Source organism: Neobacillus sp. S1227 (assembly GCF_055385255.1).
The window spans coordinates 2,985,001-3,002,250 of the sequence record NZ_AP038276.1; the positions used below are offsets into that span (position 1 = coordinate 2,985,001).

The following is a 17,250-nucleotide window of genomic DNA, read 5'->3' on the forward strand; positions in this document are numbered from 1 at the left end:
GTGTTACAAACTCTCGTGGTGTGACGGGCGGTGTGTACAAGGCCCGGGAACGTATTCACCGCGGCATGCTGATCCGCGATTACTAGCGATTCCGGCTTCATGCAGGCGAGTTGCAGCCTGCAATCCGAACTGAGAATGGTTTTATGGGATTGGCTCCACCTCGCGGCTTCGCTGCCCTTTGTACCATCCATTGTAGCACGTGTGTAGCCCAGGTCATAAGGGGCATGATGATTTGACGTCATCCCCACCTTCCTCCGGTTTGTCACCGGCAGTCACCTTAGAGTGCCCAACTGAATGCTGGCAACTAAGATCAAGGGTTGCGCTCGTTGCGGGACTTAACCCAACATCTCACGACACGAGCTGACGACAACCATGCACCACCTGTCACTCTGTCCCCCGAAGGGGAAATTCCTATCTCTAGGAGTGTCAGAGGATGTCAAGACCTGGTAAGGTTCTTCGCGTTGCTTCGAATTAAACCACATGCTCCACCGCTTGTGCGGGCCCCCGTCAATTCCTTTGAGTTTCAGCCTTGCGGCCGTACTCCCCAGGCGGAGTGCTTAATGCGTTAGCTGCAGCACTAAAGGGCGGAAACCCTCTAACACTTAGCACTCATCGTTTACGGCGTGGACTACCAGGGTATCTAATCCTGTTTGCTCCCCACGCTTTCGCGCCTCAGCGTCAGTTACAGACCAGAAAGCCGCCTTCGCCACTGGTGTTCCTCCACATCTCTACGCATTTCACCGCTACACGTGGAATTCCGCTTTCCTCTTCTGCACTCAAGTCCCCCAGTTTCCAATGACCCTCCACGGTTGAGCCGTGGGCTTTCACATCAGACTTAAAGGACCGCCTGCGCGCGCTTTACGCCCAATAATTCCGGACAACGCTTGCCACCTACGTATTACCGCGGCTGCTGGCACGTAGTTAGCCGTGGCTTTCTGGTCAGGTACCGTCAAGGTACCGGCAGTTACTCCGATACTTGTTCTTCCCTGACAACAGAGCTTTACGACCCGAAGGCCTTCATCGCTCACGCGGCGTTGCTCCATCAGACTTTCGTCCATTGTGGAAGATTCCCTACTGCTGCCTCCCGTAGGAGTCTGGGCCGTGTCTCAGTCCCAGTGTGGCCGATCACCCTCTCAGGTCGGCTACGCATCGTCGCCTTGGTGAGCCGTTACCTCACCAACTAGCTAATGCGCCGCGGGCCCATCTGTAAGTGTCAGCCGAAACCGACTTTCAACCTTCCCTCATGCGAGGGAAGAAATTATCCGGTATTAGCTCCGGTTTCCCGAAGTTATCCCAGTCTTACAGGCAGGTTGCCCACGTGTTACTCACCCGTCCGCCGCTAACCACCAGGAGCAAGCTCCCAGTGATTCGCTCGACTTGCATGTATTAGGCACGCCGCCAGCGTTCGTCCTGAGCCAGGATCAAACTCTCCAAAAAAATGAGACTTCCGTCGCGGACGTTTTTCACGCGATGGTTAGTCGAATTTTCCGGGTATTTACGGGCAGTTTATCCGAAGGATATTACCGCGCGTTAATACGGGGGAAAGTTGAGTTGATTAGCTCAAAAATGTTACGTTGGCTCATGTTTTCTATTTATATAGAAGAAACATGATTATTATTGTTTGTTGACGTTTTTTGTTTGTTTAGTTTTCAAAGAACTATCTTTGTCATTCAAAAGAAGTGACAAAATTTATCTTATCGCATTTCTTAAAATCTATCAATAATCAATTATTTCCAATTGAGATTGACTGAAATACTCTTTCAAAAAAGCGACTTTCATATCATACCATCAAAAATCGTTTTGATGCAATAGAAAGTTTTTTCAAAAACATCGGAATGTGAAATATAAAAGCGATCGTATAAGTCCGGTGTATTTGAGTCACCCGTTTGAGCGACAGGAAATTAATAATATCGCATGTTTCCACTGATATCAATCGGTAATTCTTTCCAATATATAATTTTTTAAAGACTAGTGCGCAGTATGGCTTCAATTCGTAGAAGAATTTGTATAAACTCCTTATAATCGTGATAGATTTTTTCCTGAGAATGAGCTGTATTGTTCCGTAATAATTCAATCTTTTTAAAGAATTCCCTGCATTGACTATTGGATTCAAAGCCGAGCAGCTCGACCAATGTTGAAGTTTTACGAATGATGGTACCTTTATCAGATAACTGTAAATTGTCCACCAAAGTAAGGGCTTCATTATTTGCTAATCGCTCCTCCAAGAGTTCTTTGGCTTTACTTAATCTGGAATCTGTTAACTTATCCGTCCAACTGTCATTCGGATAATATTCTTTAATCACAGAGATAAAATACATTTCCAAAAGTGAAATATAACTGAAAGTCAGCATCCTTATTGGATGTTTCTGCAAATCAGCGACAGTGACAATTCTGGAAACCTTATTTTTTTCGAGAATAAAGATAAATTCCCTTTCCTGAAAAATATCCAATAAATCAATTAAGGAAGTGGAATCCGAAATAAGGTCCTCCGCACGAAAATCCTTGGCAAACTCACTTATTTTACCCTCTTTATTTATATCCTCTCTTTTGACGTACCCAATTAATTTTTCTCCGGATTTCACTCCATAAATATCAAAATCATAATTAGACATTTCTTTTTTAATAACGGATGCATTATCATCGGCAGTACAGGTTTTGATTTCTTCTGAAACCAATTCAACGGTCAGATTATTTTCATAGATTTCTCTTAATTTCCGATAACCTGTTAGTGCATTGGATTTCAAACGTAATTCCCCCTTCCTATTAATAAAACTGTTATTCTGGACGGTCTTTCAGGCTGTTGTATTTTACAATCGGTCCGAGGTGGCTGAACTGCCCTGCTGCGTGCTCCAGCCGCGATTGGGCTTCTTCGTATGCCTCGGCAGGAAGAATGTCCAACTGACGATACCCCATATTACCATAGCAATAGACAAGTAGAAAATCATTCGTTTCCCAAAGTTCAAACCGATACATATACCAATGGTTAGGCACGGCCAAATACTGCCCCGATTGAAAGTTTTTCTCTCCTAGTCGGTGGAAGGCCAACTCCGCACTCACCGTGGTATAGGATTGGCCCGCCTCTATGATGAGAGGCTGCTTTTTCGTAAATAGGTGTTCCATCCCTTCCAAAGTGGAAAGTCCTGTTTCCTTTTTTGTCGCTACGATGAAAGGAGATTGTTTTTTTGTTCTAAAATCGTAATAGTCAATGATCTCACTGTCACTCCATTGAACATGGAGATTGGCTTCTTTTAGTAAATTAGCCCACTTCCCGACATCTGCCGGGCTTTCCAATCGCTCACAAGAAAGATAGGTTCCCTCCTGGGTTAAAAACAAGTCGACGATTTGTAAATACCAGTTGTCACCAAATATTGGTTTTTCCCTCAGGTGATCAGGCAGAGACCAATATTTTTGAATGAAAATGGGTCCCATAATCTCATGAAAGCTGCGTACAGAAATAATCACATCAAAAGAATGCTTAGAAAAATGATCGAGGAGCTCCATAAAACCGATTCGATAAAAGCTGACATTGGTAAGGCCAAGCTGCTCGGCTAACTGTTTGGCACACCGAATTCCATTTTCGGACTGGTCGACTCCGATGATTTCCGCATCGGGAAAACGAGTAGCATACCAGCATGCCAACAAACCATTGTCACATCCGATTTCCAATATTCTTGTCGGCTTTAATCGTTTTTGTTGGTTAATACAGGTCAGCAAGGACTTGTGAAAGTCCATTGTCCACGATTCTACTGCCAAACTGAAGGACAATATTTGGTTCTTCACGTCATATAGGTTTCCCTTTTTTCTGCGGGAAATAAGCGGTTCCAGCTCCTCTGCCAAGTCGGAATCCACACCAGTGACGTGCTTCCAAAAGGCAAGCTTACTTTTGCATTCCTTGATTCCGAGTGACTTAAAATAGTCGTCAATATTTGGTTTTTTATATTTCATCTCAATCGACATACAATAATCTCCAGTTTATCTAAATTATTACTTATTATTAAGACCAGGTTATAACAACCTATAGTTTTATGATAATGGTTTTTTGCAATTTTTTCAAAAAATTTAATAATTCGGTTAAGACTTTTCCCACTTCTGGAAACGTTAAAACATTATCATTCGCCATTATTTCTGTTATAATTTTGTATGTTTTTTATCTGAGGCTTCATTTCCAGGAGGATCTCCTATGAATCAATTGTTACAATTAAACACGATATTTATTAGTATAATAATAGAAGCAATTCCTTTTATAGTGATTGGCGCGTTTGTTGCAGCCCTGATCGAGGTCTTTGTTTCGGAGAATATGATTGTCCGGATTATGCCAAAAAATAAGATTCTTTCGGTGATAACTGCTAGTTTCGTAGGAGCGATTTTTCCAGGGTGTGAATGCGGGATTGTTCCGATTACGAAAAGATTAGTTGAAAAAGGTGTGGCGCTTCCCGCCGCGATTTCGTTTATGCTCACTGGACCGATTATCAATCCGATTGTTCTTTTTTCAACGTATATTGCATTTGGTAATAGCTGGACGATGGTTTGGTACCGGTCCGGGTTTGCCATTGTGGTTTCCATTTTAGTCGGGGTTGTTCTTTCTTTTATCGTTAAAACAAATCAATTGAGATTGAAAGCTGATGAACATATACATGTCCATGACCATTCTAGCCAAAATACGAAACAAAAATTGGTCAGCGTGGTCACCCATACCATTGATGAGTTTTTCCACGTCGGAAAGTACTTGGTGATGGGGTCATTAATCGCTTCAGCAATGCAAACCTATATTCCGACTTCTACATTGGCGACACTTGGACATTCAAAAGTAGCGGGTGTTCTTGTCATGATGGCACTAGCGTTCATTTTATCAATTTGTTCAGAAGCTGATGCGTTCGTTGCTTCGTCTTTCAGAAACACATTTTCACAAAGTTCAATTGTGACATTCTTGGTTTTCGGTGCAATGGTTGATATCAAGAACCTGCTGATGATGTTCGGAACGTTTAAACCTAAATTCGTCATTCTGCTTGTTTCGTTAATATCAGCATTTGTATTTATCGGTTCACTATTACTGTAAAGGAGGGAAGAAAATGTTACGCGTTGTGATTCTATTATTGTTTGCCAACTTGTTTTTTTATTTGCATTTGTCCGGTAACATTTCGAAATATATCAATATGAAGTATTCCTTCCTTTCTTACAGCATGATTTATGCGTTATTTTTCCTAACGATTGTAGAAGGAATCAGATGGTATCTTAAAGAGAAAAAGTCGGAAAAGGAATTGGATTGTGACGAGTGCCATCATGATCATTTGCATGACTCTAATCATAAAGAAACATCGTTTGGGAAAAATTTAAAAAGAACGGTTTCGTATACGATGATTCTTCTTCCCGCTTTGACAGGTGTATTTTTGCCCGTAGCGACCCTTGACTCGCAGTTAGTCAATGCAAAAGGATTTAGTTTTCCTTCATTAGAGGACGGGGCCGACCGTTATGGCATGCACCAAATATTAAATCCTGACATGAGTAAATTCATGGGCCAGGATGCGTTTACTGAATTGGTAAAAAAGGAATTCAAATCTTATAAAGGAAATGACCATATTACCCTAACTGATGAGGACTATTTAAAAGGACTGGAAGTCATCTACAACTATTCAGGTGAATTTGTCGGAAAAACCATTTCAATGAAGGGTTTTTCTTATAATGGACCTGGGTTGAACAGCAACCAAATCTTTTTATTCCGCTTTGGGATTATTCACTGTATTGCCGACTCTGGTGTGTTCGGGATGATGATTCAATTCCCTGAAAATGTCCACATTCCTAATGACCAGTGGTACGAGGTAACGGGTACGGTGGACACGATGTACTACCAGCCTTTTAAAATGAAAATCCCGATTTTAAAAGTGACGGATTATAAAATCATTCCGCAGCCGAATGATGCCTATGTTTATAGGAATAGTTTTTAATATAGAAAAAGAAGACTCCAAGCACTCTAAAAAGTCCTTGGAGTCTTCTTTTTTCTGTAGCTACTAAAGTCGCTGCTGTTGTGGATGAGCCCTACTCAGTGAAGCCTGAAGAGAATAACAGCTTTTTTGTATCGTATCGTTCTAAGGCAACCAAAAATAACCTTCTTTTCAATAATTCTGTTTCTAACATTTTATAATTTTGGTCTGCCATTTTTACTAGAGCTGTTATATACCTCTCTATAATGTTTTCATCACTAAGTTTCACGACATCCATTTCGAGTTCGTTTTCACAAGCAAGCGTAACCACAATGAAATCCCCCTAAAATATATACTATTTTAGGCAGCTCAGCCATCATAGTTTTACACCTTAGACCTGTAGCTTTGCGTCCCAATCTTTCGAGTGGTTTGCCTTTATCTAAATAAACTAATTATTTTTATTATATTACAATTTTTTCAAATATTACATAACAAAAATTCCTACTGATAAAATTTATCTGGAATTGAAATCTTAGAGGAATGCAAATTAGCCTAGGAAACACCCTGGACCTTTATAATTTTTCAAAAAATCTCTTTTAAATCAATACTGAATCCTTCTAAAAACTTCGATGCAATAATTCCAGTCTCGGTTTTCATGTCATGTTGTTCATACATTTTTTCATCATTAAGTGATAGCAGTGACTGCATATAACATTCTATTCACGATCCAGTACTCGATTACTCCATAATTCATATAAATATTAAGTTTGGTAATTAGGTCATGGGACTGATTGGAGGGGCTTAGAATTTCAACAATAAGGTTGGGAACACCAATATATCGTATGTCATTCAAACCACTTTTATCACAAATCACACTGAGATCTGGAATAACAATCTCTGTTCCTTCCATGTTCTCACTCTTTAATTCGATATCAAAAGGAGCGTGGAAGACTTCACAAGATTAACCTTTTAAAAATTGATCTAATTGGATGAGAAGTTTTCTTGATATTCCCTGATGTCCTGTAGATGATGAGGGCGTTAAATAGACCATCCCATCAATAAATTCTAATAATTCTTCGGACTTCTCCCGTATGATATAGTAGTCCTGAACAGACAGTGGGTGATTTTGATATAGATTCATCTCCCCCCTCCTTAGTCATTTGTTTCTTTTATTTTACCATAATTTTCTTTTTTAGAATAGATACATGGGGACGGTTCTTATACTTCATCCCTTTGCCTAATAACCTGCAAAATGATGCAGCAGAACAGTCCCATGCCACTCAGCTAGCTTTCTTATTGGCAGGGATGATGAATAAAACTTTTACTTTTTTAAAACGACAAGTTTTTTAAGTGTATAAACAATCAAAGTTCCAGTTGCGGAGGTAATTTTTTAAAGCCATTTGTTCGAAAGTACAGAAAGACGATACCGATGAACAGCCAAATACAACCTAATAGGATGGCGAGCCGGTCCATCCCAAACCAGACGTATAGAATGACGGCAAAGCCAAGAAGTGGAAGAAAGAAATAGCGGAAATGGTATTTCCCAGTTGGAATCCAATTAGGCGTGCTTCCCAAGCTAAATGGAGCTTCGCCTTTTTTCTTTACATAATAGAGCCAGATAACCGAAAGATTAATGGCTGCAAATCCAAAGAATGCCCCGTAATTAACCAGATTTGAAATCGTATTAATATTGGCAGTCGTTCCCAGGATGAATTCAATTGCGACAATAAAAATGATATTAAAATGCGGCGTGTTGAATCGTTTGTTTACAGCAGCAAAGAATCCTTTCGGCAAAAGATTGTCTCGTCCCATTCCATATAAAAGGCGCGCTCCTGCTGCAGTTGCCACTAAATTGAAAACGGCGAGAGAACTTAAAAATCCTGCTGTAAAGAAGAGGCCAAACCCTTCCCCGCCGGTCATGATCGACACTTGCAATAAGACGGTATTCATCCAGTTTGCATCATTTAGATGTGTTCTCCAATCAGGAATGACTAGCATGGCCATGTAGCTCGTCGCAACCATGGTAATCATTCCAATCCCAACACACCAATAGATGGCTTTCGGAATATCTTTTTTGGGATTGCGTGTTTCCTCTGCTAATGTCGTAATGGCATCAAAGCCTAAAAAGCTTAAAACAGCTAGTGAAGTAGCAGCTACTACTCCAGTCGTACTATCAAATTGAAAAGGGATTGTGCTCAACAAGGTCCCTGTTCCCGAACCGTCGGAAAAGACTGCCTTTCCCCAAATTAAAATACAAGTCCATACCACAAACTCCCCAAATAACAAAAACCAAATGCCCATTTTTGACATTAATTCAACACCAAATATATTAAGTACACCAACCCCGATTGAAAAAACCCCCAGTAGAATCCAAAAAGGAACGGTTGGAAAATATTCCTGTACTAAATAGGCGGCACTTATTGAGGTGATTGTCGGTATCATCACATAGTCCAGGGTCAGAACCCAGCCTGAGATGAATCCTAAATGAGGATTCCAGCCGCGGCCTACGTAACTGTATACAGAACCTGATAACGGATAATTTTTTACCATTGTGGAGTAACTAAAAGCCGTTAACATCATCGTAATCCCGGCTAGGAAAAACGGAAGTGCAGCTGTACCGCCGGAAGTCGATATCAGCAGACCAAAAATAACAGCCGGCGCCAATGGAAGCATATAATTAAGTCCAAAAGCTGTTAATTGCAAGACATTCATGGACCCTTTTAACTCTTGTTCATACCCGAATCTGGCAATATCAGAACTTCTTTTATTTGTTAATACTTGGTTTTCCTGCATAGACATCCGTTTATTCCTCCTTCATTTCAATTTTTCTTAATTAAGACAGTAATAAAAATTAATGGTTATGATTCATATGAGTCATTCTTTCTGTTTCTATCTCAGCGTGATCAAAGTCTAAAATCGCCGTTGTTCCAATAAAACCAGCAACAATCAAAAAAGCTAAGTAAAAAGAGGCAGGCTTGCTTTTTAACAGACTCTGTTTACCAACAGCATTGTTGGCCGACAATAACATCACACTAAAAATACTAACGAGATGAATAAGGTCCATGCCAATGACCATCAACGTGATTTCGTTTTCTGAAAGCATGATACCCAGCATCGCACCCATCATTGCTCCCATGATGCTCGAGGATTGGGCTTCCAGCAACCCATTCATACCAAAACCTTTTCCAATTAAAAAAGCATTTACGGCACTTATTAAAACAGACAAAATGGCAGCACCCGCCAGCATCTGCGGCATCCAAATGGCAATGATTAAACCAACCGTTAAACTGCTCGTCATTCCGACCATCATCGGGACACATTTGGATAACGAACTACTCACATTTTCCTTTTTCAAACCGTAGGTTACGTACAAATAAAGGTTAAATCCAAACACCATGATGAAGCTAAAGAGCAAGAGCAATCCATCATCACCTCCAACCTATCTTTTTTCAAAAAGGAGCAGGATTAATCCCACTCCTTTCGACCCATGACTTATGAATGACAATGCGAAACACTATTGGAATGACAGGCCGTTTTTGGTTTAGGCCGTGGCAAATCAAGGGCTGGATTGCGGTCAAAGAAACCAACAGGTTTTAATTGAAAATTAATATAAGCAGTAGGCATGACCGGCCAATCTTCCGGTCTCGTAATATGATGATGCCCCATTGTATACCAAACAACGATGTCTTCATTTTCAATATGGCGGTCTGCAGCTGTGTACTTTGGAAGCCCCTCCCCGCCTTTATGCTGATTTGGATAGTTTCCTGCAGCATACATTTCGGTTGGATCATACTTGGTGACGTGTAATTGATGTTTCAAAAATCCTGCGCGCTTCATCACACTAGCTTCCTCACTTGCAAATGGCAGACAGTTTTCACCAGGCATAATTTTATAACCGACAGGCTTTCCAACAAAGTTTAAGGAATTTGGATTGACGATTTTCCAAGTCCGTGCTGACTCATAGTTTAAATTCCGCTTCGCTTCCTCCTCTGTTTTAAAAGTGGTGGTTTCAACGTAGAAACCGTTATGATAGAAATTCTCCGGTCCTATTTTCTCGGCTACTGTATTCTGCTCCACAATGGAATTTTTCAACCCATCTAACATCGTGTCTAATCGGAAATTAAAGAAATGCTGATGATAGGCTGCATTTAATCCCGGAGCAATCTCTGTCCCGTATTTCGAAAATCCGGTTTCATCATAAGTCCCGGTATTTAACATGCCTGTTAACTTGACTTCCATTTCGATTGTTCCATCTTGATAAAAGCTCCAGTAGAATCCATAATCATAGTTTCCAACGGTACAGAAGAAGGAAAGAACCAATCGGCGTGAACGACGTACTTCCACCTGCTCCGTTCTCCAGTCTGTGTGCTTCCATGCCACGCCGTAATCTTCTTCATGCAGGCAAATGGCATTTGGAAGGGTCCGCACATTTCCTCTACTATCTGTCATGACTGCATCAAAGTATCGTATCTCCCCCAAACAGTCGCAGCCCAGCGCTAAGGAATTGGCTAATTGACCCAACCCATACTCACCGACATCAAACGCATTTTGACTATTATGGGCAAAGCTCGCATCTCCATATGGGACCACCATCTCTGATAGGGCAGCACGATACAGAATCGGACGAATGGTCCCCTTATCTTCGTACCCGACTGTATGAAGCACCAACCCTTCTCTTGGCGTAAATCCAAAACGAATATGCCATTTCTGCCATTTAATCAGGTGACCGTCGATTTCAAAGCTCGGTCCTTCCGGCTGAATAATTTCTAAGGGCTTTAAATCTGTCCGGAGAGTGATGCTTTTTGATAGATCAGGAGAATAATTGCCATCTGTAGGCGGCATCTCTCTGACACCGTGATCCTCTACCCTTACCACCTCCATTTTATTTAGATCAACAAACACGACGATTCCGGTTAATGGATAGGCATAACCATTATCATTTGGGAATTTTCGTACCCAGCAAATCGCACGTGCCAAGCGCTTGCCTTCATCCTGTTCAATCCCGAAATAACCGGCGGACCACGGATCTACCATAACTAAACTGGAATCTGTTATTCCTCTCTTTAATAAAGCGGCTTGAAATTCCGGATTATTTTTCACCACCTCCTCACATTCTTCAAATTCATCGAGCATAATGCCAGGCTGCACTCCGGGGATATATTCCCAGCTCACTACTTCTTGTTCTGTAATAGAAACAACCGCCTCATACGTTTTTTCAGATTCATTGTCTAAAATGATCATAAAGGCTTCACGTGTGATGGGGTCACCTGTTACATAATTTAACACGATATCCTTGGCGGGCTCCTTCAATACCACCGTCACAAATCTGCATTTTTCTGTTAAATTTTTCTTCCTTTTTAGGGTTTCAACCGCTATTGTCAGTTCTTCTGCCGTTAACGGCTCCAGTGGATGATTCACTGTATTGACGGTTTTTTCTGTTACTTGCATGTTAGAAATCCTCCCTTTTATCATTTGGCTTGTTCCCAATATACAAGTAAGCTTTCAACATTTCATTGTAAAAAACGGAACAGTCGTAATTTTTCTTACTTTTAACGTTAGATTTTATAACACAGATGTAGCGAACTCGTCTAATTTTCTACTATAATCACGTTGTTAACTTGCGATTTTGTGGATTCGTATTCTTTAAAAAAAGGAGTTTGTTGTAACATGGAATCTACCATTTCCATTTTTAATCCTACTCAACCCGAATTAAAGAATAATTGTGAGTTTTATTTGGAGTATAAACCGGAGAGAACACTGCAATTGCAAAACGAAGTATCATTATTTTACCAATTCAAATTAGGGGAAAAGTTAGAGGCAAGTATCCCGATCATACCGGATGGCTGTATAGATTTACTTTTTTGCTTAGACCCTGCAAAGCCTTTTGCAACAATTGCTGCAAGTCCTCTCCAAAGGTGTCCCTATCATTTTCTACCTGATCAACAATATTTCTGTGTCCGATTTTTTCCGGAACAATCTAGTTTGGAATTTAGATGTTCTATGAAAGAAATCATGCAGCACCCACAATTACCACTATTTGAAGTGGTGAAAATGGAGGATTCTCTGTTGGAAGAAATCGCTTCCCTCTCGACTTTTGAAGAAAGAATCAACATATTCTGTTCATTTATTAAAGCAAAACATCTGACTCCCAATTATGATCAACACCTCATCCATTTCTGCCTGAATAAAATATACTCCTCACTGGGATGGTTAAATATTGGAGAATTATCATTCACGACAGGTTACACTGACCGTTATCTGCGAAAAAAGTTCGAAGAATATATAGGTTTTTCTCCCAAACAATTCAGTCAAATTGTCAGATTACAACATTCCGTAGAGGACCTGCTTTTTAGCCATCCGGACCTTAACAATATCATTGATGATCACGGTTTTTATGACAAAGCTCATTTTTACAAAGGTTTTAAAAAATTTATGTCTCTTACACCGAGAGAATATAGATACATATTTGAAAAGCAGGTAAGATAGTTTTCTTATTTTTCAATGTTAATAAATTTTTCCAATTGTCTATCCTGCCATTTTGACAATATCAATAGTGAATGGATGGAACCAACCAATGTTAACAGCCTATCCCACTGTGCATCCCATTTTATCACCTTAAGATCTAAAAAGACTTTAATCCAAGATAGGGGTACCTTTTAATATGTATAATGACCGCCAAATGTCTTATCATTTTTGCGCAGCCAAATATTCCTGTTGTTGAGTTTAGGACTAAAACTATGAGTAGTTTTGCTTTTTTTAAATAAGAAAAAGCGGGCTGTGAACCTATTGGCAAATTAGCAACAGGCTCACAGCTCGCTTTTATCTTCAAGTTACTACTACTCCGAATTGAATTTTTGTATTTTAGGTTTCACTTTTGCTGTCAGTTTTGAAGAGGTTGTTTTGGATATCCCGCAAGAAGTAAGTAGTAATAAAAGAGAAATATAAAGAATAATGGGAATTACTTCTTTCATACTCGCCACCACCCCTTTTACTTAGATATTTTTTAACATGTGAATCATTCTAGGATATTATTATAAACAGGTTTTGAATTTTCTAACTATTAATTAGTTAGATTTCATGACATAAATTTTGAAAACCCCAAATAATCTCCTCCTATACTATCATGGTTAAGACATTACCAACCATGACCATTACATACAGAAGTTATTACTTGATCTGATTAGATGATTTGGTAAAAAATTAACCGTCCCTCCAATGTATAATATATGCCCCAAAAATGGTTTGGGTTTTCAAATTGTTTGGAAGAATTTCTCACAAATTGTATGACATTTAGTTATTTTTCTTTTAAAATCCCTATTAATATACTCTTTGGTAAAAAGCATTAATAATTAAGGAGTGATTGTTATGCATTTGATTAAGGCAAGGGTCGGAGACGATATTGTATCGATCAATGGAATTAAAGGGAAGGTGGAAAAAGTCGGTAAGAACTCGGTCATTGTGGAAATAATTGAAAATTTCTCCGGCCGAGATTTTAAAAACAATAGGACAGTCGTTTCACATAAAAAATATGTAGTCCTTCTAAGTTGATTATGAAATATCTTTAAAAAATAGAAAATCAGAGTAGCCACCGGCTGTGCCACCCTGATTTCATTTTATGAATTATACGTAAAATGGTTTTAAAAAATTTATATCCCTGACATCTAGGCAATTCAGTTTTGAGTTAGCCTCCTAAATTAGCTCTCTATTTATATAGTCTTGACAGCATTAAAAGCTTGCTTCAATGCATTAGCCGCCTGGTTGATTGCGTTATTCCCCTCAGCCAACACTCCTGGCATCCAGAAGAATCCATGGATCATACCTTCATAACGAGTGGCTTCAACAGGTACTCCTGCTGCCTTTAGACGTTCCACATAGGCTTCACCTTCATCTCGCAGCGGATCAAAGCCTGCCGTAATCACCAGCGCTGGCGGAAGGCCGCTTAAGTCCTCCGCCAGTAAAGGCGAAGCATAAGGATTTTGACCGTCCTCTTCATCTCGAAGGTAATGATTCCAGAACCATACCATTGTATTCTTTGTTAAAAAGTAACCCTCAGCATTATCACGATAAGAGTCCGTGTCATAGGCGTGATTGGTAACAGGATAGATTAGCATTTGATAGGCAAGTGAAGGGCCTCCCTGTTCACGGGCCATTAAGGACACAACCGCTGCCAGGTTTCCACCTGCACTGTCACCGCCTACAGCAATTCGCTCTGGGTCTACTTGAATGGATGACGCATTTTCCGATACCCACTTAGCTGCAGCATACGAATCCTCAGCGGCAGTCGGGAATTTGTGCTCAGGTGCTAATCGGTAATCCACAGAAACGACAACACAGCCTGCTCTGTTTGCCAACATCCGGCAAGGAACATCAACGGTATCCAGGTTACCGATGACCCAGCCTCCGCCATGGTAATAAACCAGTGCTGGGAATGGACCTTCACCCGCCGGCGTGTAAATGCGAACAGGAATTTCCCCTCCAGGAACCGGAATGGTCCTGTTTTCAACTTTGGCTACCTCTTCAGGCGCACCTGCTAATAGACTAAAATCACCCATCCTGGCTAGTTCAGGAGTAAGCTGCTCCATAGGCGGGGCACCGGCGGACTCTAGTTGTTTTAAAATAAACCATGCTTGAGGATCAATGTTTGACACGAAAAACCCCTCTTTCATTTTGCTATCGTCTGTGCTACCGTGTGCTAGCACAGAGGTAAATCCTTCATAGCCTCTTGCTGCAATATCATCACAAATTAATCGATAAAGCCCTACTCCTCCGGCAAAAGCAAGGAATCCGCGTGGCTTACCGTCGATATTGGCACCCATGTACCAGGAGTCTGTTTTAGTTAGCAAAGACATGTCGGCAATGGCGTGGCATTGCTGGCTCCAGAAAACCTCCGCCTCTTCAGTGGCCTCAAATGCTTCCAAATGGTGCTCACGAAGATAATCAATGCAATCAGCGACCCAATCAACGTGCTGCTCAATCGAAACCATCATGTTGCTTAGAACAGATGGGCTTTGCGGACCAGTCAGCATAAACATGTTCGGGAAGCCGGAAGTGGCTAGTCCAAGATAGGTCTTCAACTCGGCGCCGTCTGCCCACTTATCCTTGAGCGAGACATCATTTTTTCCGCGAATATCAATTTTAAATAAAGGACCCGTCATCGCATCAAAGCCAGTCGCAAACACAAGGACATCTAATGGATACTCGTTTTCTGTCGTCTTAATTCCATCTGGTGTAATTTCGATAATTGGCGATTCCTTTATATCAACAAGTGAGACATTTTCACGGTTGTAGGTTTCAAAATAGTTGGTATCAATGATGGGTCTTTTTGTTGCATAGTAGTAAGTCGGCATTAACTTTTGTGCTGCTTCGGGGTCTTGAACAATTTGTTTAATCTTGGAGCGGATAAAAGATGCGGCGGTTTCATTCGACTCTGGGACCAAGGCTATGTCATTGTAGTTGTAGGAAAGTGTAAATAGGCCGCCCTCCTGCCAGGCTTTTTCATATAAACGTTCCCGCTCTTCTGGAGAATCCTCCAAGGCAGACCGCAGTCGAGGCCCATACGGTACACCGTGCTGCGAGTAACGCATGAGTTGTTTAGTCTCATCGTAATTTTCCCACGTCTTCCGAATTTCCTCTGCCTCAAGTGGATGATTTTGCGCAGGGCAGCTATATTGCGGTGTCCGTTGAAAGACAGTGAGTTGACCCGCTTCTTTGGCAATAACCGGGATTGCTTGAATGCCACTTGAACCTGTTCCGATTACGCCGACACGCTTCCCGCTAAAATCCACCTTTTTATGAGGCCATCTTCCTGTGTGGTACATCTCCCCTTTAAAGCTGTCCAAGCCCTTAATTTTCGGGATGTTAGAAGAAGAAAGACATCCTAATGCGGTGATAAAGTATTCAGCAACAACTGAAGTGCCATCATCCATGCGAATCTCCCAGTTGCGGTTTTCTTCATTATACCGGGCGCCTGTAATCCTTGTGTTGAACTGGATGTCGCGCCTTAGGTCTAGCTTATCGGCCACAAAATTTATGTAGCTTAAGATTTCCGGCTGCTCTGCATATCTGGATGACCATGTCCACTCGTTCAAAATCTCCTTTGAAAAAGTATAATTGTAGTAAATACTTTCGATGTCACAACGCGCACCAGGATAGCGGTTCCAATACCAGGTGCCTCCAACATCATCTGCTGCCTCATATACGCGAACCGAATATCCGGCCTCCCGCAGCCGATGAAGCATGTACAACCCAGAAAACCCAGCCCCAACTACCACAGCATCAAACACTCGACCACTTTGTTGATTTAATACCATCTACAAATGCCTCCTTTGATACATGGGGACGGTTCCTCATTTTGACCGGTCCTTAAAAAAACCCCATCTAAAGTGATGCAAAAGGACCGTCCCACAATCTATTTGTAAGCGCTATCAAATATATTCTTTCTGGATGTATAAAAGTCCTTTTGGTTTCTTCTATTTTTTGTAAATTATTTTTTGAGGGACATGACCATTTTTCCTTTGCTTGAGCCTATCTAGTCTTCTATGACTTCTAGTTTTCGTCTCCAACAGTCCTCATGAGGATACTTCCTGCGATTTTTTCGCCTTCGCTGTCTTCATGAATCCTTCATGAGGAACTTCCTGTGGTTTTTTCGTTTTCTCTGTCTTCATGGGTCCCTTCATGAGGACACTTCCCTCAATTTTTTCGTCTTCTCTGTCCTCATGAGCCTTTCATGAGGACACTTCCTGTGGTTTTTTCGTTTTCTCTGTCTTCATGGGTCCCTTCATGAGGACACTTCCCTCAATTTTTTCGACTTCTCTGTCCTCTTGAGCCTTTCATGAGGACACTTCCTTCACTTTTTTCGTCCTCTCTGTCTTCATGAGCCGTTCATGAGGACACTCTTAGCGTTTTTTTCTCCTTCCATGTCTTCATCAGTCCTCCATGAAGATACTTACAGCGTTCTTTTCGGTGTTTCTGTCTTCATGAAGACCTTTTCCTTCTTTGCATGAGCAGATATGACCTACATAAACCTAATAAAGATCATTTTCCTTATTACCTTGAACGTTTTGGTTCTCATTGATGTTGGTCTCAAACAGTATCATGTAAAACTTGACTTTTCCTTGAAAAAATCAAACAAAAGTGATGCAAGAGAACCGTCCCCATGCTCTACCACGAGTGCAAGTACTACAAGCTTAAATTAACTATTTTTAAATGTTTATCCTAATAACAGTAAAAGCTGATCCTCATGGAAACCAGCCATTATTTAATGAAAATGACGCAATTATTATTACAATATTCATGCTTATCAGAATATCAATGGTTTATAATGATAGAATAA

At 40.8% G+C, this 17,250-nt stretch carries 11 protein-coding genes, 1 rRNA gene, 1 pseudogene and 1 riboswitch (1 of these 14 only partly in view); of the genes and pseudogenes, 4 read left to right on the plus strand and 9 right to left on the minus strand.

From position 1 onward, the window contains the following. From ACZ5AE_RS15085 to ACZ5AE_RS15095, 3 genes are all read right to left on the minus strand, one after another. Positions 1 to 1,437 (minus strand): 16S ribosomal RNA (locus tag ACZ5AE_RS15085) (it extends 113 nt beyond the left edge of the window). Between the two features lie 524 nt (positions 1,438 to 1,961). Continuing rightward, a complete protein-coding gene (locus tag ACZ5AE_RS15090; RefSeq protein WP_464565126.1) occupies positions 1,962 to 2,744 on the minus strand; it encodes a hypothetical protein in 783 nt (260 codons plus the stop codon). Positions 2,745 to 2,775: 31 nt separating this feature from the next. Next, positions 2,776 to 3,957 (minus strand): methyltransferase domain-containing protein, encoded by a 1,182-nt coding sequence (locus ACZ5AE_RS15095; RefSeq protein WP_464565128.1) that lies wholly within the window; start codon positions 3,955 to 3,957, stop codon positions 2,776 to 2,778. 223 nt (positions 3,958 to 4,180) lie between these two features. Here ACZ5AE_RS15095 and ACZ5AE_RS15100 point away from each other — a divergent pair, with 223 nt between their 5' ends. Both ACZ5AE_RS15100 and ACZ5AE_RS15105 read left to right on the plus strand, forming a co-directional pair. After that, positions 4,181 to 5,056, plus strand: coding sequence for a permease (locus ACZ5AE_RS15100; RefSeq protein WP_464565130.1), 876 nt, complete (start codon positions 4,181 to 4,183; stop codon positions 5,054 to 5,056). Positions 5,057 to 5,069: 13 nt separating this feature from the next. Then, a complete protein-coding gene (locus tag ACZ5AE_RS15105) occupies positions 5,070 to 5,942 on the plus strand; it encodes a TIGR03943 family putative permease subunit (RefSeq protein ID WP_464565132.1) in 873 nt (290 codons plus the stop codon). 91 nt (positions 5,943 to 6,033) lie between these two features. On the opposite strand, the gene ACZ5AE_RS15110 is transcribed toward ACZ5AE_RS15105, so the two are convergent. From ACZ5AE_RS15110 to ACZ5AE_RS15130, 5 genes and pseudogenes are all read right to left on the minus strand, one after another. After that, positions 6,034 to 6,249, minus strand: coding sequence for a hypothetical protein (locus ACZ5AE_RS15110; RefSeq protein WP_464565134.1), 216 nt, complete (start codon positions 6,247 to 6,249; stop codon positions 6,034 to 6,036). A gap of 29 nt (positions 6,250 to 6,278) precedes the next feature. Beyond that, positions 6,279 to 6,362, minus strand: a riboswitch (cyclic di-GMP riboswitch). 138 nt (positions 6,363 to 6,500) lie between these two features. Then, positions 6,501 to 7,059 (minus strand): annotated as a pseudogene (locus ACZ5AE_RS15115) (Uma2 family endonuclease). Between the two features lie 221 nt (positions 7,060 to 7,280). Further along, positions 7,281 to 8,717: an APC family permease gene (locus ACZ5AE_RS15120; RefSeq protein ID WP_464565136.1), complete on the minus strand. Its 1,437-nt coding sequence runs from the start codon at positions 8,715 to 8,717 to the stop codon at positions 7,281 to 7,283. A 52-nt stretch (positions 8,718 to 8,769) separates the two neighbouring features. Further along, positions 8,770 to 9,315 carry a hypothetical protein gene (locus ACZ5AE_RS15125; RefSeq protein WP_464565138.1) on the minus strand — a complete coding sequence of 182 codons (546 nt, stop codon included), beginning with the start codon at positions 9,313 to 9,315 and terminating at the stop codon, positions 8,770 to 8,772. A 95-nt stretch (positions 9,316 to 9,410) separates the two neighbouring features. Then, positions 9,411 to 11,366, minus strand: coding sequence for a primary-amine oxidase (locus tag ACZ5AE_RS15130; RefSeq protein WP_464565140.1), 1,956 nt, complete (start codon positions 11,364 to 11,366; stop codon positions 9,411 to 9,413). A gap of 219 nt (positions 11,367 to 11,585) precedes the next feature. Here ACZ5AE_RS15130 and ACZ5AE_RS15135 point away from each other — a divergent pair, with 219 nt between their 5' ends. Continuing rightward, the gene (locus ACZ5AE_RS15135) at positions 11,586 to 12,404 is read left to right on the plus strand and encodes a helix-turn-helix transcriptional regulator (protein WP_464565142.1); all 819 of its coding nucleotides are present in this window, start codon (positions 11,586 to 11,588) and stop codon (positions 12,402 to 12,404) included. 879 nt (positions 12,405 to 13,283) lie between these two features. Beyond that, the gene (locus tag ACZ5AE_RS15140; protein ID WP_464565144.1) at positions 13,284 to 13,466 is read left to right on the plus strand and encodes a DUF2187 family protein; all 183 of its coding nucleotides are present in this window, start codon (positions 13,284 to 13,286) and stop codon (positions 13,464 to 13,466) included. Between the two features lie 158 nt (positions 13,467 to 13,624). Here the strand turns inward: ACZ5AE_RS15140 and ACZ5AE_RS15145 are convergent, their stop codons facing one another. Beyond that, entirely contained in the window at positions 13,625 to 16,228 is a 2,604-nt protein-coding gene (locus ACZ5AE_RS15145; protein WP_464565146.1) for a flavin-containing monooxygenase, read from the minus strand. Positions 16,229 to 17,250: the final 1,022 nt, after the last annotated feature.